24 protein-coding genes are annotated in these 20,263 nt (G+C 41.0%); 14 read left to right on the top strand and 10 right to left on the bottom strand.

Annotated features, from left to right (window positions below):
* Window positions 1-585: 585 nt before the first annotated feature.
* The 4 genes from V7K55_RS01260 to V7K55_RS01245 all read left to right on the top strand — a co-directional run bounded on the left by V7K55_RS01260 (window position 586) and on the right by V7K55_RS01245 (window position 4,506).
* Entirely contained in the window at window positions 586-861 is a 276-nt protein-coding gene (locus V7K55_RS01260; protein ID WP_334827352.1) for a TM2 domain-containing protein, read from the top strand.
* A gap of 76 nt (window positions 862-937) precedes the next feature.
* A complete protein-coding gene (locus V7K55_RS01255) occupies window positions 938-1,117 on the top strand; it encodes a hypothetical protein (RefSeq protein ID WP_334827350.1) in 180 nt (59 codons plus the stop codon).
* A 135-nt stretch (window positions 1,118-1,252) separates the two neighbouring features.
* Window positions 1,253-3,730, top strand: a complete 2,478-nt coding sequence (locus V7K55_RS01250; protein ID WP_334827348.1) for a heavy metal translocating P-type ATPase — start codon at window positions 1,253-1,255, stop codon at window positions 3,728-3,730.
* Between the two features lie 278 nt (window positions 3,731-4,008).
* Window positions 4,009-4,506, top strand: coding sequence for an FHA domain-containing protein (locus V7K55_RS01245; RefSeq protein WP_334827345.1), 498 nt, complete (start codon window positions 4,009-4,011; stop codon window positions 4,504-4,506).
* Between the two features lie 72 nt (window positions 4,507-4,578).
* Here the strand turns inward: V7K55_RS01245 and V7K55_RS01240 are convergent, their stop codons facing one another.
* Window positions 4,579-4,926 carry a hypothetical protein gene (locus tag V7K55_RS01240; RefSeq protein WP_094327953.1) on the bottom strand — a complete coding sequence of 116 codons (348 nt, stop codon included), beginning with the start codon at window positions 4,924-4,926 and terminating at the stop codon, window positions 4,579-4,581.
* 415 nt (window positions 4,927-5,341) lie between these two features.
* Between V7K55_RS01240 and thyD the strand changes: the two genes are divergently transcribed.
* The 4 genes from thyD to V7K55_RS01220 all read left to right on the top strand — a co-directional run bounded on the left by thyD (window position 5,342) and on the right by V7K55_RS01220 (window position 8,142).
* A complete protein-coding gene (gene thyD / locus V7K55_RS01235; protein ID WP_334827342.1) occupies window positions 5,342-6,262 on the top strand; it encodes a thylakoid membrane protein ThyD in 921 nt (306 codons plus the stop codon).
* Between the two features lie 266 nt (window positions 6,263-6,528).
* Window positions 6,529-7,230, top strand: a complete 702-nt coding sequence (locus tag V7K55_RS01230; RefSeq protein ID WP_334827340.1) for a hypothetical protein — start codon at window positions 6,529-6,531, stop codon at window positions 7,228-7,230.
* 250 nt (window positions 7,231-7,480) lie between these two features.
* Window positions 7,481-7,783 carry a site-specific integrase gene (locus V7K55_RS01225; RefSeq protein ID WP_334827338.1) on the top strand — a complete coding sequence of 101 codons (303 nt, stop codon included), beginning with the start codon at window positions 7,481-7,483 and terminating at the stop codon, window positions 7,781-7,783.
* A 44-nt stretch (window positions 7,784-7,827) separates the two neighbouring features.
* Window positions 7,828-8,142 (top strand): hypothetical protein, encoded by a 315-nt coding sequence (locus V7K55_RS01220; protein WP_334827336.1) that lies wholly within the window; start codon window positions 7,828-7,830, stop codon window positions 8,140-8,142.
* A gap of 256 nt (window positions 8,143-8,398) precedes the next feature.
* Here the strand turns inward: V7K55_RS01220 and V7K55_RS01215 are convergent, their stop codons facing one another.
* The 5 genes from V7K55_RS01215 to V7K55_RS01195 form a co-directional block, all read right to left on the bottom strand.
* Window positions 8,399-8,908 (bottom strand): GNAT family N-acetyltransferase, encoded by a 510-nt coding sequence (locus tag V7K55_RS01215; protein ID WP_334827333.1) that lies wholly within the window; start codon window positions 8,906-8,908, stop codon window positions 8,399-8,401.
* Entirely contained in the window at window positions 8,908-9,198 is a 291-nt protein-coding gene (locus V7K55_RS01210) for a type II toxin-antitoxin system TacA family antitoxin (RefSeq protein WP_334827331.1), read from the bottom strand. Before V7K55_RS01210 ends, V7K55_RS01215 begins: the two co-directional genes overlap by 1 nt.
* 241 nt (window positions 9,199-9,439) lie before the next feature.
* The gene (locus V7K55_RS01205) at window positions 9,440-9,685 is read right to left on the bottom strand and encodes a hypothetical protein (protein WP_334827329.1); all 246 of its coding nucleotides are present in this window, start codon (window positions 9,683-9,685) and stop codon (window positions 9,440-9,442) included.
* A gap of 145 nt (window positions 9,686-9,830) precedes the next feature.
* The gene (locus tag V7K55_RS01200) at window positions 9,831-10,253 is read right to left on the bottom strand and encodes a tetratricopeptide repeat protein (protein WP_334827463.1); all 423 of its coding nucleotides are present in this window, start codon (window positions 10,251-10,253) and stop codon (window positions 9,831-9,833) included.
* Between the two features lie 119 nt (window positions 10,254-10,372).
* A complete protein-coding gene (locus tag V7K55_RS01195; RefSeq protein ID WP_334827328.1) occupies window positions 10,373-10,729 on the bottom strand; it encodes an iron-sulfur cluster assembly accessory protein in 357 nt (118 codons plus the stop codon).
* Between the two features lie 321 nt (window positions 10,730-11,050).
* Between V7K55_RS01195 and V7K55_RS01190 the strand changes: the two genes are divergently transcribed.
* The 6 genes from V7K55_RS01190 to V7K55_RS01165 all read left to right on the top strand — a co-directional run bounded on the left by V7K55_RS01190 (window position 11,051) and on the right by V7K55_RS01165 (window position 17,727).
* Window positions 11,051-12,694 (top strand): DUF6930 domain-containing protein, encoded by a 1,644-nt coding sequence (locus V7K55_RS01190; protein WP_334827326.1) that lies wholly within the window; start codon window positions 11,051-11,053, stop codon window positions 12,692-12,694.
* 1,582 nt (window positions 12,695-14,276) lie between these two features.
* Window positions 14,277-14,402: a hypothetical protein gene (locus V7K55_RS01185; RefSeq protein ID WP_334827324.1), complete on the top strand. Its 126-nt coding sequence runs from the start codon at window positions 14,277-14,279 to the stop codon at window positions 14,400-14,402.
* A 478-nt stretch (window positions 14,403-14,880) separates the two neighbouring features.
* The gene (locus V7K55_RS01180) at window positions 14,881-15,057 is read left to right on the top strand and encodes a CopG family transcriptional regulator (RefSeq protein WP_181154351.1); all 177 of its coding nucleotides are present in this window, start codon (window positions 14,881-14,883) and stop codon (window positions 15,055-15,057) included.
* Window positions 15,058-15,320: 263 nt separating this feature from the next.
* Window positions 15,321-16,757: a 9,9'-di-cis-zeta-carotene desaturase gene (zds, locus tag V7K55_RS01175; protein WP_334827321.1), complete on the top strand. Its 1,437-nt coding sequence runs from the start codon at window positions 15,321-15,323 to the stop codon at window positions 16,755-16,757.
* A gap of 24 nt (window positions 16,758-16,781) precedes the next feature.
* Window positions 16,782-17,228, top strand: coding sequence for an SRPBCC family protein (locus V7K55_RS01170; protein ID WP_334827319.1), 447 nt, complete (start codon window positions 16,782-16,784; stop codon window positions 17,226-17,228).
* Between the two features lie 214 nt (window positions 17,229-17,442).
* A complete protein-coding gene (locus V7K55_RS01165; protein ID WP_334827317.1) occupies window positions 17,443-17,727 on the top strand; it encodes a hypothetical protein in 285 nt (94 codons plus the stop codon).
* On the opposite strand, the gene V7K55_RS01160 is transcribed toward V7K55_RS01165, so the two are convergent.
* The 4 genes from V7K55_RS01160 to cobQ form a co-directional block, all read right to left on the bottom strand.
* Complete coding sequence (locus V7K55_RS01160; protein WP_334827315.1) at window positions 17,722-17,940, bottom strand: type II toxin-antitoxin system HicB family antitoxin; 219 nt, start codon at window positions 17,938-17,940, stop codon at window positions 17,722-17,724. The two genes, V7K55_RS01165 and V7K55_RS01160, sit on opposite strands and share 6 nt — an antisense overlap.
* A 91-nt stretch (window positions 17,941-18,031) precedes the next feature.
* Entirely contained in the window at window positions 18,032-18,343 is a 312-nt protein-coding gene (locus tag V7K55_RS01155) for a HigA family addiction module antitoxin (protein ID WP_334827313.1), read from the bottom strand.
* 74 nt (window positions 18,344-18,417) lie between these two features.
* A complete protein-coding gene (locus tag V7K55_RS01150; protein WP_334827311.1) occupies window positions 18,418-18,654 on the bottom strand; it encodes a 2Fe-2S iron-sulfur cluster-binding protein in 237 nt (78 codons plus the stop codon).
* A 37-nt stretch (window positions 18,655-18,691) separates the two neighbouring features.
* Entirely contained in the window at window positions 18,692-20,176 is a 1,485-nt protein-coding gene (cobQ, locus tag V7K55_RS01145) for a cobyric acid synthase CobQ (protein WP_334827309.1), read from the bottom strand.
* Window positions 20,177-20,263 lie beyond the last annotated feature (87 nt).

The following is a 20,263-nucleotide window of genomic DNA, read 5'->3' as shown; positions in this document are numbered from 1 at the left end:
GTCAAAACTGGAAATATCTGATTTTATCTGCTTATGTAAGAACAACTTACTAGTTATAATTGGTCATAAGCATAAATACTACCTGAAAAGCCAATCAAAGAATGCTGTTAACATAGACAATCAAAATATCTAGTTAAGCATTTATTCTCATCGGGATGATTTTAGCCAATAACTGGTTTCATCATTGGTGCGATAGTATTTCACGCCTACTGGAAGCCATCGGAAAAAAAATCCGGAAATAATACTGATGGACTTGTAAAAAGTGGTGTAGTAGTTTTTGCTGATTATTGAGGTTCATTCTTCTCAAGAAAAATGTCTGATCTAAAAATCTGCAAAACTGCTGCATCAGGGTTTGCGATCGTCAAATCCAGCAAAATTTATTAAGGAACGCCAGATTTTCAGGCTATGCCGCAAAATATTTTAGCGTTTCCTCTGAAGTATAAGTACGGTGATTTTGGCTATTTGTCTTGGAACTTACTTGTACTGAAAAATTAAAATCTATTTATTAGGTGAGTAACTATACTTGCTTTTATTCCAATAAAGACTTTATTTTTATACCTCACTTACCAAGGAGCAGCACTTAATATGGCAAATCTCAACCCCAGTCACCCTACCAAACAACTTCTAGCTGGTTACTGTGGCATTATCCTGGGAGGATTTGGGGTTCATAAATTTATTTTAGGATATGCTCCAGAAGGCTTTATCATGTTGGTGATTTCTCTAGTCGGGGGTTCCTTTACCTACGGCATTACCTTGGTAATTATGCTACTTGTAGGTTTAATTGAAGGCATGATCTACTTGAATAAGTCGCCTGAAGAATTTGTAAATACCTACTTTGTGAATAAACAGGGCTGGTTCTAGTGTAAGAAGGCTGTTATTGCAGGAGATAGCAGTAGTTATACGCCACTTCTACTTCTGATTATTTATTTTTATTGATATGCTCATTTTCAAACCTAAACAGCTTAACTGGGCAATGTTCTTCTTGTTGGGCATAGGGTATTTCAGCGTTATGTCTCATTTGGAAATCAACTATTTCTTAAAAAGCCTGATTGCGATCGCGCCAATGCAAGTGGTAGCTATTATCTATGTGACTTATTTCCGCTGGAACCGTCATTGACTTTCAGCAAAGTACAATAAATTAAGAAATTTAATAGGGTTGACATACAGTCGTAGTTCCATATTTCGCCTACGCTCAAATTAGAGACGCTTTTTGTCAGGCGTTGAATTTCTGTAGCGAATCTAAACACAAGCCATGCAACTTGTCCCAAAAACTAAGCTAGCCCCAGAACTTGACCCAATCATAGAGAAAATTATTCTTGATGTTGGGGGCATGAAGTGTGCTGGGTGTGTGAATGCGGTAGAACGACAGCTAACCCAACATCCAGGAGTCAAGAGTGCCTGTGTGAACCTGGCTACAGAGGTAGCAGTTGTAGAGTCAGAAACTGGTGCGGTAGATGCAGATGCACTAGCACAGCAATTAACAGCCGTTGGATTCCCGACTCAACCCCGAAAAGCTAGGGGCACAGTAGTAGGCGAGATGTCTACCTTATCAGACCCAGCAGAACGACAACGCCGAGAAATGCAGTCTTCTTTAAGGCAGTTGGCGATCGCTGCAATATTGCTGTTATTGTCGGCAAGTGGACATTTTGGTAATCTTGGTAGCTCAGTGCTGCCACTACTAAATAACATCTGGTTTCACTGTGGACTGGCGACAGTGGCACTATTAATTCCTGGTCGCCCGATTTTAGTGGACGGCTGGCTGGGCTGGCGGCGAAATGCGCCCAACATGAACACCCTGATCGGATTAGGAACACTGACAGCCTACATTGCTAGTTTAGTAGCGCTGCTGTTTCCCCAATTGGGTTGGGAGTGCTTCTTTGACGAACCAGTAATGATGCTGGGCTTTATTATTTTAGGAAAGACATTAGAACAACAAGCTAGAGGTCGCGCTGCTGCTGCATTTAGAAAATTGCTAGCACTCCAGCCACAGGTAGCGCGATTGATTGCTAACCCAGAAAAAGACGGAGTGGGATCTTCTAGTGTAGAGATTCCTGCTGAACAGGTGCGGGTTGGTGAATGGTTAAAAGTGCTGCCTGGTGATAAAATCCCTGTGGATGGTGAAGTGGTGGTTGGTCAAACAACAGTCGATGAATCCATGTTGACTGGGGAAGCCGTGCCAGTAATTAAGCAACCAGGAGATTTGGTGACAGGGGGGACAATAAATCAGTCAGGAGCGATCGCTATTCAGACAACCCGGACTGGAAGTGATACAACTCTAGCTCAAATTGTCGCTTTAGTAGAAGCCGCCCAAACTCGGAAAGCCCCAGTACAGAAATTAGCGGATACAGTAGCTGGTTACTTTACCTACGGGGTATTGACAGCATCTGCATTAACATTTGTCTTTTGGTACTTTTTTGGCACTCACATCTGGACTGATATCACCATGTCTGGTGGTATGGAAATGATGGGTCACGCTACACATGAAGTTCCCCACTCTCCCCTATTAATCAGCTTAAAACTAGCGATCGCAGTTATGGTGGTCGCCTGTCCCTGCGCTTTAGGACTTGCCACCCCAACAGCCATTCTGGTCGGGACTGCTATGGGCGCAGAGAGGGGTTTGTTAATCAAAGGCGGTGATGTTTTAGAAAAAGTTCACCAGTTAGACACTGTAGTATTTGATAAAACTGGCACTCTGACCACAGGTAATCCCATCGTTACAGATTGTCTGTTAATTGAGGGATCGGGGACTGGGGACTGGGGACTGAGGACTAGGAATTCCCAATCTCTATTACAACTAGCAGCAGCTGTAGAAAACGGTACTCACCACCCGTTAGCAAAAGCGATTCAGCAAGAAGCACTCAGGCAAAAATTATCTATTCCAGAGGCTGTGGACTTTCACACGGAACCAGGATTGGGAATCTCTGCTGTAGTAGAAAACACGGTTGTATTGTTAGGTAACTGGGACTGGTTGAGTTGGCACGGCATTGATATTAGCGAAACAGCACAACAGTTAGCACAGGATTTAGCAACGGATGGTAAAACAGTCGTTTGTGTAGCAGTTGGGGGAACTTTAGCTGGGCTAATTGCTGTTTCCGATCCCCTCAGACCAGATGCCCAATCGACTGTAGACAAATTGCGCCAGATGGGTCTACGGGTAATGTTGCTCAGTGGCGATCGCCAAGAAGCAGCTAACGCCATAGCCAAACAACTAGGATTAGACAGCACTGACGTAATCGCAGGTGTTCCCCCAGCCAAAAAGGCGGCGGCAATCCAGTCTCTCCAGAAAGAGGGATTGGGGACTAGGGACTGGCGACTAGGGAAAATTCTGCCTAATACCCAATCCCCGATACCGAATCCCCAGTCCGTTGTGGCAATGGTCGGAGATGGAATCAATGATGCTCCAGCTTTATCCCAAGCAGATGTAGGAATTGCTTTACACTCCGGGACAGATGTGGCGATGGAAACTGCTGAAATTATCCTAATGCGCGATCGCCTAAACGATGTCGTCGAATCTATTCAGCTTAGTCGTGCCACCTTCAAAAAAATCCGCCAAAATTTATTCTGGGCTTTTGCATATAATACAGTTGGCATTCCTTTAGCAGCAGGTGTTTTGTTCCCTAGTCTGGGTTTTGTCCTTAATCCATCTAGTGCTGCTGCATTAATGGCTTTTAGCTCTGTTAGCGTCGTCACAAACTCAATATTATTACGGCGATTAGCTCATCACCCTTAGAATACTTTTTTGCATCTTAAATTTCCCCTCACAAATCTTAGTTATTCCGATCTCAAGTTAACAACTCGTAATTCGTAGTGACGTTCTCTACGAGATGCTGCCTTGCCTGTAGAGAACGTCACTACAAATTAGTTATTAGCAGATTTTGTTAAACTTACACAAATCACAAAGCCTGTTGAAGTACCTACAAAAGCTATCATAGCTACTGGAGTAGAACGACCAAGTTCTACTCTTTCAAGCTTATTTAGATTAGCACCACAGACTAACGGTGCGCGAAAATGGCAAAATACGATCCTAAACAAATCTTGATATATCACAGTTACACCGATTTGTCAATGGCAGCAGAAAATAATGAAAACCATCTACTGATTATTGAAGACGATCAAGGTCGCAAAGAATTTTCTCTGGAGCAACCCGTCTACTCTATAGGTAGAGACCGCGAATGTAATATCCGTTTGATGTCGCAGTTTGTCTCCCGCCGCCATGCCACATTAGTAAGATTGCCACGAGGGCATAATAGCCATAGCTACTATTACCGGATTGTAGATGGCGATGCCAAAGGTAAGGCAAGTTCCAACGGTTTGATGATTAATGGACGTAAGATACCAAACCACGATCTTAGAAATGAAGACGAGATCGTTTTTGGCCCTCAAGTCCGTGCCATTTATTACCTTTTAAAAAACACTCAGCGTTTGGGACAAACGGATTCGAGCGAGTACGACATTACACTAATAAACCCCGGTATGGCCGAGGATTTAGAGGATCTGGGAGATTAAATTCTAACTACCAATCAAATTCTGACACTCTCACGGCTAAAAGCCGTGGGATTGTCAATTCAATTACCAAAACTATCCTGCAAGACTTTCAATCAAATGCCAATGGCGGCTATTTTCAATAGTCTGCTTGATAAATTCAAACATTTGTCGGCAGTAATTATCTAGTTGGAGTGGTAATTCTTCATTTTTAATCACAATACTCATCTTGGTTTCTGTTTCAGTAGATTTTGATTTATCAATCAGTACTTCTACTGTGATCAATTTAGGAAAAGGCACATTGCCAGGAGTCTGACGAGCGATAATGTAATCGCCCGTGTGGTATTGAATATCCAACTGACAGTCCTGTAGAAGTTCTACAAGTAATGGCTGGAGATGGTCACTAGCAACAGAAAGAATAAACGAACACGTATAGCGAGCCATAATAGCCCCACGCCTTGCAACACTCCGTCCATCCTATAATACCGAAGCATCTAAACGAAAAGTGATTAAAAAAGCAAAGTTTTTGAGTTTTGAGATTGGGTATTGTAGCGGTTCTCAGTCAAGTGAAGTACAAGAACCCCACCCCCAACCCACTCCCCGCAAGCGATGAGGGGACTATGATGTAACTCATGTGATTAGGAAAGGCTATACAGCATCGTCTTTAATAGAGGGTGTGCAGCCGTCGGGCAGACAGTCAAGATGCTTGCTGTTCGCGCTTCGCATCTTCTCTTGGAAGAGGGTAAATTCATTGGAATCCATATATAGCAGGAATCCCAGGGCTTTTTGTTAAGTTGAGCGAACCGAAGAGTTTAACAGCCGTGGGAGTGTCAAAATAAAGGTTTGGCTGAGATAGAAAATGAAAGTAGCAATTACTGGAGCAACAGGATTTGTCGGTAGTCTTTTGGTACAACGACTCCACGGGAAAGGTCATCAAATAGTAGTATTAACTCGGAACACCGCTTTTGCTCAAAAGGTTTTTCCATCTGAGGCTTTTGCCAATGTAGAAATTGTTCCCTACACACCAAACGCCTCTGGTTCTTGGCAAAGTGTCATTGCTAGTTGTGATGGTGTAGTGAATCTAGCAGGAGAACCCATTGGTGAAGGACGCTGGACACCAGAACGCAAACAAGAAATCCTCAATAGCCGAAAGTTAGGTACACAAAGAATAGTTGAAGCAATAACCAACGCTAACCCCAAACCAACCGTTTTAATTAACGCTTCGGCTATTGGCTACTACGGCACTAGTGAAACTGCAACCTTTGATGAAACAAGTCTATCTGGTAACGATTTTCTCGCCCAAGTCTGCCAAGCCTGGGAAGCAGAAGCGAGAAAGGTAAAAGATGCTGGTGTACGGCTGGTCATTCTGCGTTTTGGGGTTATTCTAGGCAATGGTGGTGCTTTAGGTAAAATGATTCCACCTTTCAAACTCTTTGCTGGTGGCCCCATTGGTAGTGGTCGCCAGTGGTTCTCATGGATTCACGTAGACGATGTAGTTAACTTGATTATGCAAGCTTTAACTAAACCGGAAATAGAAGGCGTATACAATGCCACTGCCCCTAACCCAGTGCGAATGGCAGATTTAAGTCAAACTTTGGGACAAGTCATGAATCGCCCATCTTGGTTGCCTGTTCCGGGTTTTGCGATCGAAGCTCTTTTAGGAGACGGGGCTATAGTAGTTTTAGAAGGTCAGCAAGTCCTTCCCAAGCGCACTGTAGAAGCAGGCTTTGAGTACAAATATTCTAATTTACAATCGGCGTTAACGCAAATTCTTAATTAAAAGGGAGTGGGGAGTGGGGGAAATGATTCCAGCACAAAATAACAAGAGTAGTTTGTTACTCTCTTTAAATTTTATCTGCAAGTGCGATCGCACCGCCTCCCCACAAATCAAAAAACTCCACAGCACATTGTTACAATTTTTTGCCTTACTAAATTAATATCGCCTTTCATTCCAGGTGCTAGCGCGAGTAGTTCAGTAATTATTCTATGACAATACTCAAAAGTTAAAGCTACAACATTAATATATGTATAACTGAGGTAGTAAATATGGGAGATCAAATTGATTACACATTAGAACTATCACATACAAAATTACATGATGGTTCTAGGTTTGAATTAATTCCAAAACATATTTACTATAATGCTATATTCGATGTTCCTACTTCAGAATTACAAATTTGGATAAACGCTATAAGAGAAATATTAACTTCAGAACCACTAGCTGAAGATGAAGATATTATTAGCATACCTAATAAACGGGAAAGAGAAATGCATAAGTTTATTTATATACCTTCTAAGGATAAAACTTTCTACACAGTAAAAGTTTATAGTAGTTTTCATTGTTGCTGGAAGATTTTTAAAGAATATCAAGCATATAAAAATCATGATTTTTATATAAAAAGTATTCTGGAAGGAATAAAATTAAGAAAAGAATCTACAGAAGACATAGTAGATAGTGAATTAGAAGATTTAGAACCTATTTTTATGCCAGAAATATATCCTTTTTTAATGGAAGGATATATAGATCCTTCACTATATTGGGAAGAAAGGTATTTAACATTTCTTGAAAAAACAAATCAAAAATTAGATTTTGAATTTCTAACATATAAAGAGATAAAAGCAGAAGAAGCTGCAAAAGAAGAAGAAGCGAGAATGTCTTATCTAGATGAATTTATAGCATCTGATGAGTACAATGACTTTGGTTATAGTCATATAAGTTATGAACAATATATCCAAGAATATGATTAAAAATTAGTTAAATAACGCTAAAAATTCTTCAACAACTGCTGTGGGATTTTCATAACATTGCTCTGCTGAAAATCTAACTGTAGAAATGCCTTGACGTAAAAAGACCCTATGAGAATACATAACATTAATTAAAGATTCTATTATCAGTCACTTGCTTAACTGTAGCGATCGCTAATCTCGGTCAAATAATTCCGATTAATCAGGTGTCAAATCGTTGTAGGCTGTGGATTACAGAGTCTACAGTCTAGCAATGAAAATAAATCGGCATGGACGCGCCAAAATTCTAACGCAGTCAGAAATACAGCTAATTTTTAGTCAGGGGTTAGAAAATGACCGCGATCGCACATTGTTTGGTGTCTGCCTATTTAGTGCCTGTAGAATCCGTGAATGCTGTACGCTACAAACTCAAGATATCTACACAGCCAAGGGCATCGTCAGACCCCGGCTGATTATCAGAAAATCAAACACCAAGGGGAAACTTGCAACTTGGTCAATACCAGTGATTTCTGGCAATTTACCCTATTTTCTGCTTTGTTGCCATACTGACTTTTGATATATTATAATACAAGCGTACTAACCAACTTTGGAGACTTGATTATGCAAGATAAACTTTATAATCCTTTGACCCTAGATGCAGAGGAAAGACTATATACCCACTATTTTGAACAATTAGCAAGTATATTTCTCAATCCTTACCAGATTTGGGTTCGGAAAGAGGATTTTGGCAGAATGTTGATAGCAGGCATAGTTGACCCTCGTTCATCAGTAGCTGTAACTATTTACCTCAAATATGCTTCTTCACCTCTCTCAAACCCTCTTAACTCAAGTGTGTTAGAGGAAGCAAGAAACCATTTTAATTCCGGTCAATCAAGTGATTTAGTACTCAACAGTCCTTTGTTCAGCCGAGTATAATGCTCATCATTTACCATTCCAGATTCTCCTTATGTCCTACCTTCAAAATTTTCAATCAACCTCATTAAATCTAAGCAGCAGGTTTGGTTTGGACTATAGCAGTTGCAGGTGAAATGTCGGGAAATAGCAGAAAATCATCTTTCTCAACCACCTTCAGCGATCGCACCCAACCCCAAAAGCAAAACCCCGTGCTACGTGAGGTGCTACGGGGTCTAATTTGAGGGTGTTGGGGGAATGGGTGGGAAGGGTTTTCATTTTAATCTATAATGCTTGCTCGAATATCTTTTAAAGTCATCATCAGTGTTAATGGTTCTATTGGTGATGATTGAAACCCACGTTTTAAATAAAATCTTTTGGCTTCTTCATCTTTAGCGTGAACCAAAATACATCTAACACCTGCTATTTGGGATACTGATAAAATCCGAATAATAGCATCTTTTAATAAGCCAGACCCTATACCCTGTCCTTCCCATTTGGTATCCACTGCTAGTCTACCAATAAGCATACATGGTATAGGGTCTGGTGCGTTCCGTTTAGCTTTGCTAACAGCTACTAAATGAGTTACAGATCCGGTTGCTAAACAGTAATAGCCTATTACTTGATTTTCAACAGTTACCACAAAAGTTCTAGCCGTATCCCCCTCATTTTTCAAAGCTTTCTCCTTCAGCCAGTTATTCAAAGCTTCTGATTTAGATTTAAACTCTAATACATCATGCTCATGAGTAAGTGGCTGAGGAGCATTAATAGTTTTTGTTTGTTCTATCATTAATCCCAAGGCGATTTAGTCGTTAATAATTTACGAATTTCTTCATTCGCTTTAGGTGGTGAGTCCAACATAGCAAGGAAATTTTGATATTTTTCCTCGTTTAACGCGAAGAAAGTTTTGTCACAGATGACTTTTTCAGCTTCTCGGCAGGCTACCTCTAACATAAAGTCAGAACGGCTCTTACCAAGAATCGAAGCGGCATTATCAATTAAATCCCGTTGTTGTTCTTGAACTCTAATATTAATTACTTGGTTACGGCCAAGGTTATCCATTTTAGAACGGGCAAGCATTGGGTATCTTCCATTTGTGTATCTCATTTAGCGTTGCTGAATTAAGTTTCAAGCTTAATTCAGCAATGCTTAATATCTAATATAGAACATTGTGTATACAACGTCAACACAAAATTTGGGGGTTGACGACTGTTGTCAAATTACGGATACTCGCCATTTGCATGACTGGATTTTTGGCAATGCTTCTATGAATAAGCAGGAAAGGGGCAGATTTTCTGGGGTAAGTGTCTCTTGTGCTGCGCTATTGACTAGAGAGAAATTTTTTGGAAACCCAACTGATAATACCACTGAGAATTGCACCGCCCATGAGGATACCGATCGCGGGGTTAAATACGGGTTGCCAGAGTTGATGCCACAAATCTAAGCCCAGGTTTACTCCTACAGAATCACCGATCGCAGCGATCGCTAACCAGACAAAACCAAACAAAACTAAAAAAACATCTGCGACTAAAATCGTGTTTAGCCAATTTAACAATTTATCTTTCATCTACCCTTTTGTCTAATTACCCAAAATCTTACGACTGCTAACTAAGTTACGGGTAAGTTAGAAGTGAGAATTCTCGACTTGAATTTAACTCCTAACTCCTGTAGAGACGCGATTAATCGCGTCTCTACTCCTAACTCTTAACTTCTCACTCTTCAAACAGCCAATTTTTGACTTTTTTCAAACTCTGCCAATCTGGTTTTCTACTTAAACCGTCTTCAATACTATTTTTTATTTCATCCTGCCACTCTTCATTGACAAAAATCAACTGTTGTGCTACGTCAATATGTTCTCGTAAACCTTTTTGACCGGTTTCCAGCATTGCTAAGGCGATATTGACTCTAGCCTGTGGATCTTGTGGGTTTAACTTGACTGCTTTCTGTGCAGCTTTGTAAGCCAAGTTGGGTTTGTTATCGAGTAGATACAACCACGCCAAACAAATCCAAGCAGCACTAGTTTTCGGAGCGCGATCGCACACTTCTTTAAACACAGGGATTAAAGAATCTACCGCTTCTCCAGCTTTATAGCGTTCCAAACCCGTATCAAACAGGGATTCTACTGTATTAGTCATTGTCATTAGTCATTGGTCATTGGTCATTAGTCATTGGTCATTAGTTATTGGTCATTAGTCATTAGGCAATTGCAAATGAGAAACGAGAAATAACAAGGGACAAATGACAAATGACAATATTACACCCCAAATGACTTGCCGCAACCGCAAGTTTGGTTGGCATTGGGGTTGGTGAATTGAAAACCACCGCCAATCATGGCATCGTTATAATCGAGCATTAAACCGTAGAGATATAACAGACTCTTGGGATCGCTCACAATTTTGAAGCCATCATAGTCAAAAACTTCATCCTGTGGGGTGATCTTGCTAGTGTCTTCAAAGTCCATCATGTAAGACATTCCAGAACAGCCGCCCTGACGGACTCCTACCCGTAAGCAGAAATCTGTGCCTTGCTTGTCCCGGAGGGATTTTACTTGGTGCAATGCGGCTTCGCTCAACAGAATTCCGCGTTGTTGAGACTGAATTGCTTGTGTCATCTGCTTTTTAACTCCTTAATTAGTCTAAGCTTTACTCAATATCGGCTTGTTAATGCCTCTGAGTTTCTCTTGGTGTTTTTGTATTCATTCTAGCGGCTTAGAAGTCGTTAGATGCCAAATTGTAAACACTCCGTAAAAAGCAGCCAAAGATTTTTATTCTAGAATTGATAGACTCAGTGTGTTTAGAGATTCGGTATTTTTGGAGTTCAAGTGTGGCGGCAGTCTGAGAAGCAACCATCTTTCAGGTGCAGCCATAAAAACCTAATCCGAGGCTAGCTATTCCCCAAAGTTTACTTCCAAATTGCTTCTTTAACTTACTCTATGACAAGTTTTAATCGCTCTACCAGTCGTCGCTTGAAGAAATTAACTCAAATTCCTTCTGTATGGGAGGGCGATCGCCGTCCGTTGTCATCACCAAACCAGCATTCAGACTCCGAGGAAAAGGGGGAGTGCATTCTTTGGGTAGATTACTCCCAAGGTGTGGTTCGAGGAATGGACGTGGTAGCTTCAGATGTTGGCCCAGAAGCAATAGTTCGTACCTTAATGCGAGCAATGGAGCATCCTCACAGTCCGGCAAGACCTGCCAGACCCCAAAGAATTGTAGTCAAAGACCGTGAGATCCAATTTTACCTGCGCGGAGTGCTGCAAGATTTGGATATTTCCATTGACTACGCACCAGAACTGCCTTTAATTGACGAACTCTTTCGCGGGTTCGCTGACATCCTCGATAGTCAAACCCCCGATTTACCCCCACAATATGCCCAAATCTTGCGAGAGAAAGCATTTGCAATTTGGGAAGCAGCACCTTGGGAATTTTTGGAAGAACAGCAAATTTTGTCAATCGAAATTAATAAGTGGGATGTTGGCACACTCTACGCCTCAGTCATGGGAATGCTGGGAATGGAGTATGGAATTTTGTTTTATCGCTCAGAGGAGTCTTTAAAACAGTTTCGTACCGCAGTTTTACAAGATGTAGAATCAACAGAGCATCTAGAAGAAGCGTTTCTCAAGCAAGATTGCCTGTTTCTCACCTTTGAGAGTGGTGAAGAAGACGAAGATGAGGACGAAGACGAAGAAAGTGATTTGGCGGATCTGCCATTATCAGAAATTGACCCAACTTTCGGTAATATCCACCCCTTAGAAGGACTGCGGTCTGTTTTGTATGATGAAGAAGCCCTGGTAATCTTCGTTGCGATCGAAAGTCTGATCCGCTTTATTCGCGATCGCCGTCGCCATTTACAAGAGGATATCTTCCCTAGCCTTAGTCACCGCTATCGCATTTCTCTACCGCAGTCGGAAGAATCAACTAAATCTGTGGCTGTGACAGTCTCTACAATGCCGCAGTTAGCAGCAGAGTTAGAGGAAATGGCAGGCTTTGATGACGATGAGGAAGAAAGTGATAATCTTGACTCGGCGAATTTTCAATCATTGCAAGATGACTTGATACCGGAAGACTCCTTCCTCAGCTTAGGTGTGGTGTCCTGGGAAATGCTGGATAGCCTCCGTAAGGGAGTAACTTACCATAAGGCTGGTGAAATCAAACAAGTGGGTGACGGTTTGCCGGTAATTTTAATTCAAACTTCCCGGCCCAAGGCTAAAACTGTAATTGAAAGAATTGAAGCAGCAGGTGGACTAAGAGCAATTTGCTTTAATCCAGGTGCCGATCCTTTCGATGGCGATCGCTACGACCTCGGTTTATTGCAAACTCAAAATGACGAATTGTTCCTATTTGGTGAGTTTTTAGATGAAGATCCGATTCATGTAGAAGCCCGGAAAAAATGGAATCAACGTTGTAAAAACACTAAGGGCTACTGTGGCTTAATCATTGCCAAAGGACTAACGGGAGCCTCCCGTGGCAATCCTCAGTTACGGGATATGATGGCTTTGTTTGAAACGCGATCGCTTTCACCAAAAGATTTAGGTATTGGCACTCTCCAACTCATGCCCCAACTTAAATTGGAATAGTTGCACTAATTGCCGTAATCCGACATTAAGGATTACGGCTATGAGAAATTAAGTTGACATAGTATTCGATTCGCATATTGACTAAACTCAGCGCTGAAGAGCTAGTACCGCAAGGCGAAATTCAAAATGACGCTCTCTACGAGACGCTAAAAGCGAACGCTGGACTCGCTCTAAGCGTACCCTTTCGGGCAGGGCTGATTCATCCCATTTCAAACAGGATTTGTCAAGATGGTTAGCGAGACAATTGTAAGTGAGGGTGACGAGAAGATAAACTTTTAAGCACTTGAACAACAGTAAGATTGTTCGTTCTCTTGGCACGCTGGTAACAGAATAATCAATTTAAAATCGCTAGAACCATTGATATTTAGCGCTCTTTAGGGAATGAAACAGCGCTGCCCTTAAAAAGCAGGCAAAAGCCTCTTAAAGTCCCCCTTAAAAAGGGGGATTTAGGGGGATCTAGAACTTTTGTTACCGAGAAGAGGACTTTTCAAACAACCTCTAAGAGTTGCCATGCCGTTGGCGTTCGCGCACCGTGTCGCAGACAAGCCTCTCGTTCACGAAGTGTCTCCGATAGGAGAAGAGAAGGCTTTACGCTGCGCCAACAAAATTCAAAATTAATGCAGCGTAAGCGTTTCGTTGATTTGGAATGGTCTATTTATTTCCGCCGTGTTGTACTAGTGGCATTACTGAGTGCTAAGTAATATTAAAAAACTTAGTCTTGATGCACCTAGCACAGCATGGCTGAAGTTTGTCTACCTTTGACAAAAGGATTTTCATCTGTATTAGTACATACCCCGGATGGCAGCTAACTTTACCTAAATTTCATGAAGTATCTGTATTCTGATCGTTTTCCAGTAATTTTATTTGGAGATTTACAAGTATAAATCAGTACAAACCACTAGAGAATTATTTACAAAGTCCGGTTTAATCAAACCTAGTCGACACACTTCAATATCAGAATTTTTCTTTTAACAATTTTTTGAGCTTAAGAGCTTGTTATATATCAATATCATTAAGCAAAAGCTCATCTTGTATCTTGTGCTTTGTAATTTTTTTATAAAGTCTGATAACGAGCTTGTTTCGTCTCTAGATAAAGTTTCTTGAAAGAGTATAAATCATAGCTATAATGAATACACCGCAAAAGGAATTGAAACACACAATCATTTGTATAGGTTTATTTACCAATGAATAATGGTTGTAGGTTATTTTTTTTTTGAAGTAGTTTTTCTCTTAGTTTTCAATAGAAAAAAGCGGGTAATAATGGAATTTTTAGCGCCATCCAGACTAAAAATAATTTGTGTAATCTCTAGATAGATAAATACAAATAATCTAAAAGTGCTGAGTTAAAAACAAATTATTTCGCTATTACGAGGAGAAAGACATCTATATTTTCATCGTATCTTTACGGTAATTTAGTGTAAAAAAAATGAAACGCAACTAAAATATTATTATCGACAACATTCAAGTAACATCACATGATTTATATGCTAATTCGCCTGTGTAAAATTACAGGTAATGCTGTCAAATTTTGCTAAAAAAATGGTTATTCACACTCAGAAAGCTGAGTCATATCCCATTTTTATTGACTGCAAGATTACTGCGGAAAGGCAATCAGCTTAATCGTGGTAAGCCAAAAGTCTTAACGGTTCAAGCAGATATTAGCTTATTGGTTACAGGAATGGGTGCAGACGGATATTTTCACTTTTAAGTGATTGTTAGCGGTCTGTATATCTCACTATAACCAGCCTGTAGTCCACTATTTCAGCCCGATCATGATTCTAAAGCTTTATTTTTCATCAGTTATACAGATGTTCTCACTAAGTGAGTTTGGCGAACTTACTTAAGAGATAATGTCAAATCCTTTTAATAGAGAATAATTTGAAAAACCTTGATTTAGTCAACATTAGGTGTCCTCAAATTCATTTATAAAAGCTCTTTGTCAGGCTTTCCTGATACTGCTAATAGGGCTATTCTCCTCAGAAGGAACTATGTACTATTTTTGCTGTCAAAATAGTAACAAATAAAGTCTAAGTTTCTGATTTCTTTAGAAAATGATGAATCCTTTGACAAAACTACAGTTTTTAATATTAATGATATTACTTGTTTCCTGAGACAAATTCTGATAACCTTATCGGTTCCCTCTTTAACTTAGAATCTTTCGACAATTTAGATATACAGCAGATAGCATGATAATGACAAATAAAAAATGGGCCGTTAAACGCATAACAGTTAATCTCGCAACACAGGAAGCGGAAAAACTAGAAAAATATTGCCAACAAACAGGTAGACCTGCAACCGATGTGATTCGGGAACTGATTAGAAGTTTGCCGATCTCCGACGATGGCAAAGATGTAAACAAGTAAGAACATACTTTCACTACTTACTAGATAACTGCTTTGCCACTAAAAAAATAGCTGCGATACTTTTTTGAGTCCGCCGCGATGGACAATAATTTGTCTAACTGATACAGGGGCGTTTTCTCGCGTCTGGTCAATTGCTGGGACTAAAAGGAGATTTTAGTATCGATATTGCCATAGCTTGATATGTTGGTAGAGTTGATATTAAGTAGCAAATTCCGACACCAACCCAGTTACAATCTGTAAAGAAACTGAAAAGGAACGACGGAATGCGTGTTGCAATCGTAGGTGCGGGACTGGCTGGACTAGCAACCGCAGTAGATTTAGCTGATGCTGGTTGTGAAATAGAGATTTTTGAGTCTCGTCCCTTTGTGGGTGGCAAAGTTGGCAGTTGGGTTGATGGAGATGGCAACCATCTAGAAATGGGTTTGCATGTATTTTTCGGGTGCTACTACCAACTATTTGACTTAATGAAGAAAGTGGGCGGGCTAGAAAACTTACGCCTCAAAGAACATACCCACACTTTTATTAATAAAGGAGGCCAGACTGGTGGTTTGGATTTTCGCTTCTTTACAGGTGCGCCTTTCAATGGCTTAAAGGCATTTTTCACGACTTCTCAACTATCGTTGCAGGATAAACTGCAAAATGCGATCGCTTTGGGTACGAGTCCGATAGTTCGCGGATTGGTAGACTTTAATGGGGCGATGAAAACCATTCGCAACTTAGATAAAGTTAGCTTTGCCGATTGGTTTCGCAGTCACGGTGGCAGTAATGGCAGCATTAAGCGCTTATGGAACCCTATCGCCTACGCATTGGGATTTATTGATTGCGAAAATATGTCTGCCCGTTGTATGTTAACGATATTCCAATTATTCGCAGTCAGAACTGAAGCCTCAGTTTTGCGAATGCTGGAAGGTTCTCCATCTGAATATTTACACAAGCCCATTCTGGAATATTTGGAAGCTAGAGGGACTAAAGTTTACACCCGTCGGCAAGTTCGGGAAATTAAGTTTACATCAGACGAAGAAACTCGCGTCACTGGTATAGTAGTTGCCCAAGGTGATGCAGTAGAAACTATCACTGCTGATGCTTACGTTTTTGCCTGTGATGTTCCAGGAATTCAACGCATTCTACCCCAGGAGTGGCGCAAGTGGTCAGAATTTGACAATATTTATAAACTGGATGCAGTGCCAGTGGCTACAGTGCAGTTACGCTTCGATGGTTGGGTGACTGAACTGAACGATGGAGAGGAACGTAAACAGCTAAATCATGCGGCTGGAATCGATAATTTGCTGTATACAGCCGATGCTGACTTTTCTTGTTTTGCTGATTTGGCGTTGACTAGCCCTGCTGATTATTATCGCCCAGGACAGGGTTCTTTGTTACAGCTAGTGCTGACACCGGGAGATCCGTTTATTGCCCAAAGCAATGAAGCGATCGCGCAGCATGTCCTCAAGCAAGTGCATGAACTGTTTCCCTCGTCACGAGAGTTAAATATGACTTGGTACAGTGTGGTAAAACTTGCTCAGTCTCTCTATCGAGAAGCACCAGGGATGGATGCGTACCGTCCCAACCAAAAGACACCTGTAGATAATTTCTTCCTTGCAGGGAGTTATACTCAGCAAGATTACATCGACAGCATGGAAGGTGCTACTATTTCTGGACGGCGGGCGGCAAAAGTGATTTTGGAGAGTTTGAAGAAATAACTAACCGCAAAGGAAGAAGAGAGAATGTCAGATTGGTTAGAGCATACTGTGCAGGTAGAAGTAGAGGCTCCCATAGATTTAGTATGGAGCCTCTGGGCTGATTTGGAGCAAATGCCCCGGTGGATGAAGTGGATTGATTCTGTGAAAATTCCGCCAGATAATCCAGATATATCTCTTTGGAAACTTCGTGCTGGTGGCGGTCTGGAATTTACCTGGAAATCCAGAATTCTCAAAGTTATCCCAAACCAAATTATCCAATGGGAATCGATTGATGGTTTGCCGAATCAGGGAGCGATTCGCTTTTACGATCGCAACGGTAGTAGCATTGTCAAAATGAGTATTTCCTATGCCATCCCCGGCATTATTGGCAAAATTATGGATAACTTATTTTTAGGGCGCGTAGTTGAATCAACGATTCAAGCTGATTTGGAAAGGTTTAAAGAATACGCGCTGAATGTTAAAGGTAATTGATATAGATAAAAACAGGCAGTAGGAAACAATGTGTTAAAATTTCTTGCTGCTTGATGGGAAAATATGGATTTTTTAAGGGTTGGAGAAGGTGCAATCGCACATCTCTATTGCTCGTTAGGGATTAAGTTTAATATACAAAAATCTTGTTTGGACTATAACACTTATTAGAAAGTGTTACAATTCTCTACTATTGTAAAAATGAGTGAGACATTGAATGCATCGTCACATTAATTTGAAGTACATTGATGAATCCGGTATAAAGACACTTTTTTTTCAAGGAGTATCTTGCTCTAAAGCTGATACAGGAACTTACGATTTTTATATTGGTGGTAAATGCAGAGTTTATCCATGCGGTAGGATTGGAAAAATTCTGAAAGAGACTTCATCTCATGAGGTTGTTATCCAATTTGAGAATGGCAAGATAGAAACTATAAATTTGGTCTATCTTTTTTCTGAAAGTCTTTTTGGTAGTTCAATTCCTTATAATCCAGCCTCATAAGATAGTTCTAGAAGTGGATCGCCGACAGCTAGCTTCGTAGGCAATAACTAGAGACTCTAAAGCTTCAATTCCATTTGCCACAGCCAACTCGTAAGTATCCCCATGAGTCCGCCAGCGTTGTGCTGGAAAATCAGGTAATCCGACTAAGAAGCAATCATCTTCCTCAGACCACTGAATTACCATTTGGTACTTGAGTTTATCTTTCTTTGGCATTAATTTAAAAAAAAAATGCGACCTGCACAGTAAAAACAATGTGTCAAAGTTTCTTGCTATCTATCCAAAAAAATCGAATATTCGATTTTTTTTATGCCTTGACTTGTTTGAACTTAGATAATATTCGGGGAGAAATAGTAGCCTGAATTTCTTCACCCATTTTTTGTTCAGCTAGTCTAAGCTCATAATTTTTTTGTAAATTCATCCATAACTCAGCACCAGTACCAAACCATTGCCCTAATCGTAATGCCGTATCAGCAGTAATTGCCCGTTCACCATTAATTATTTCAGTAATCCGGTTTGTTGGTACATGAAGGATACGTGCTAACTCACTTGCGCTCATTTGCAATTCATGAAGCTCATCAGCAAGAATTTTTCCAGGATGGATGGGTGACCGTGCCATCTTGTTCTCCTTTAAGGATGATAGTCATTAATATTGCCATAGCATATCAGTCATTTTCAATAACAGGGGCGACATTACCAAGTTGGATCGCTAAATAAATTAATCGTCAATTCCTCGCGTGGTGGTACTGCGGTAATACAAGCGCGGATGATCTCTCCATCCTCTAACTCGACCGTGCAAGCGTGACAAGACCCCATTAGACAACCGGTGGGAATAAATACCCCAGCCCGGTCTGCTACATCTAAAAGGGCTTCTCCCACTTCGGCATCTACTGTAACATCATCTGGTAAAAAGCGGACACGAACAACCATTAATAATTCGGATTTAAATTTCCCATCAGAGCCTAGCTTAAGACAAAAATGGAGTTAAGTCTAAATGACTTTCAACTTCAGTGGCTAAAGAATCTAAAATCTGCTCTCGCTGTTCGCGGTAGTTAGCAACACCGGTCGGCAAAGATTTTAAACCGCGCTGTTGACGGAGGCGATTTAACCAAGCGCGTCGCCAAGGGCCGTTGTCAAAAAGCCCGTGGAGGTAACTTCCCCACACTGATTGACAACTATCTACTAATCCTAAATTAATATCGTCAAATAGGGCATGGTACGATTGAGGATCTACACCTTGCTGTTCGATGCGCGATCGCCCTTGGTGGATTTCAAAGCCATTTACTGGTAAGCCCTGTTGTGGATAATTTGAGCTAACTTGGCGCTGGCGGGCAATTTTTTGTCCGGTAATTACAGTTCTGATTGGTAAAAGATTTAACCCCTGAAATCTGCCAGCTTGCCCTTCTATCCCTTCTGGATCGGCAATGATTTGACCGAGCATTTGATAGCCACCGCAGATACCTAAAACTGTTCCCCCAGAAGCCGCATAGTTTTGAATAGCTTCTGCCATACCGCTTTTTTGTAGCAGTAATAAATCAGCAATTGTAGTCTTTGTTCCTGGGATAATTACGGCATCAGGATGTCCTAAATCTTGCTTAGGACTGAGGTATTTTACTGAAACCGTGCTTTCTGATTCCAGTGGATCAAAGTCGGTGAAATTGGCAATTCTTGGTAAGCGGATAACGGCAATATTGAGGTCAGTTTGGGCTTTACTTGATGACGATTGACGTTCTAGCAAATCAAGGGAGTCTTCGGTCGAAAACACATCTTGCAAGTAAGGTATAACACCAACAACGGGAATACCCGTGCGTTCTTCTAACCATTTTATTCCCGAATCTAGCAGCGATCGCTGTCCTCGAAATTTGTTAATTACCACACCTTTAATTAGGGCGCGTTCGTCGGGTTCCAATAACTCTAAGGTTCCGATGACATGGGCAAAAGCACCACCCCGGTCAATATCAACTACTAACATCGTTGGCGCATTCAAATATTTTGCCACCCGCATATTAGTTAAATCGCGGTGCTTGAGATTAATTTCTGCTGGACTACCGGCACCTTCACAAACCACCATGTCAAATTCTGTGCCTAAATGCTGTAGCGATTCTTCAATTGTCTTCCACCCCAGGTCAAAATATTGCTCGTAGTAATCTGAGGCACTCACCTTACCTACAGACCTACCTTTGATAATTACTTGAGAAGTCATATCCCCTTGAGGTTTGAGTAAAATTGGGTTCATTTCTACCCAAGGTACAACTCCCGCAGCCCAAGCTTGCACTGCTTGGGCATAGCCAATTTCTCCACCATTGGCAGTTACATAAGCATTTAAAGCCATATTTTGACCTTTAAAGGGAGCCACCCGCCAGCCACGCCGCGATAAAATGCGACAAATAGCCGTAGTTAAAAGTGATTTCCCTGCATGGGATGTTGTCCCCACCACCATAATTGATTTCATAAGTTGTTATTAGTTAGTTTTTCAAGATAATTGGGCATTGGGCATTGGGGTAAGAGAGAAGGGGAGAATGAATTACCTATTTCTCCG

Origin of the sequence: Nostoc sp. (assembly GCF_036919895.1) — a bacterium.
Taxonomy (GTDB): Bacteria; Cyanobacteriota; Cyanobacteriia; order Cyanobacteriales; family Nostocaceae; genus Nostoc.
This window is presented reverse-complemented; position numbering and strand designations above follow the sequence as displayed.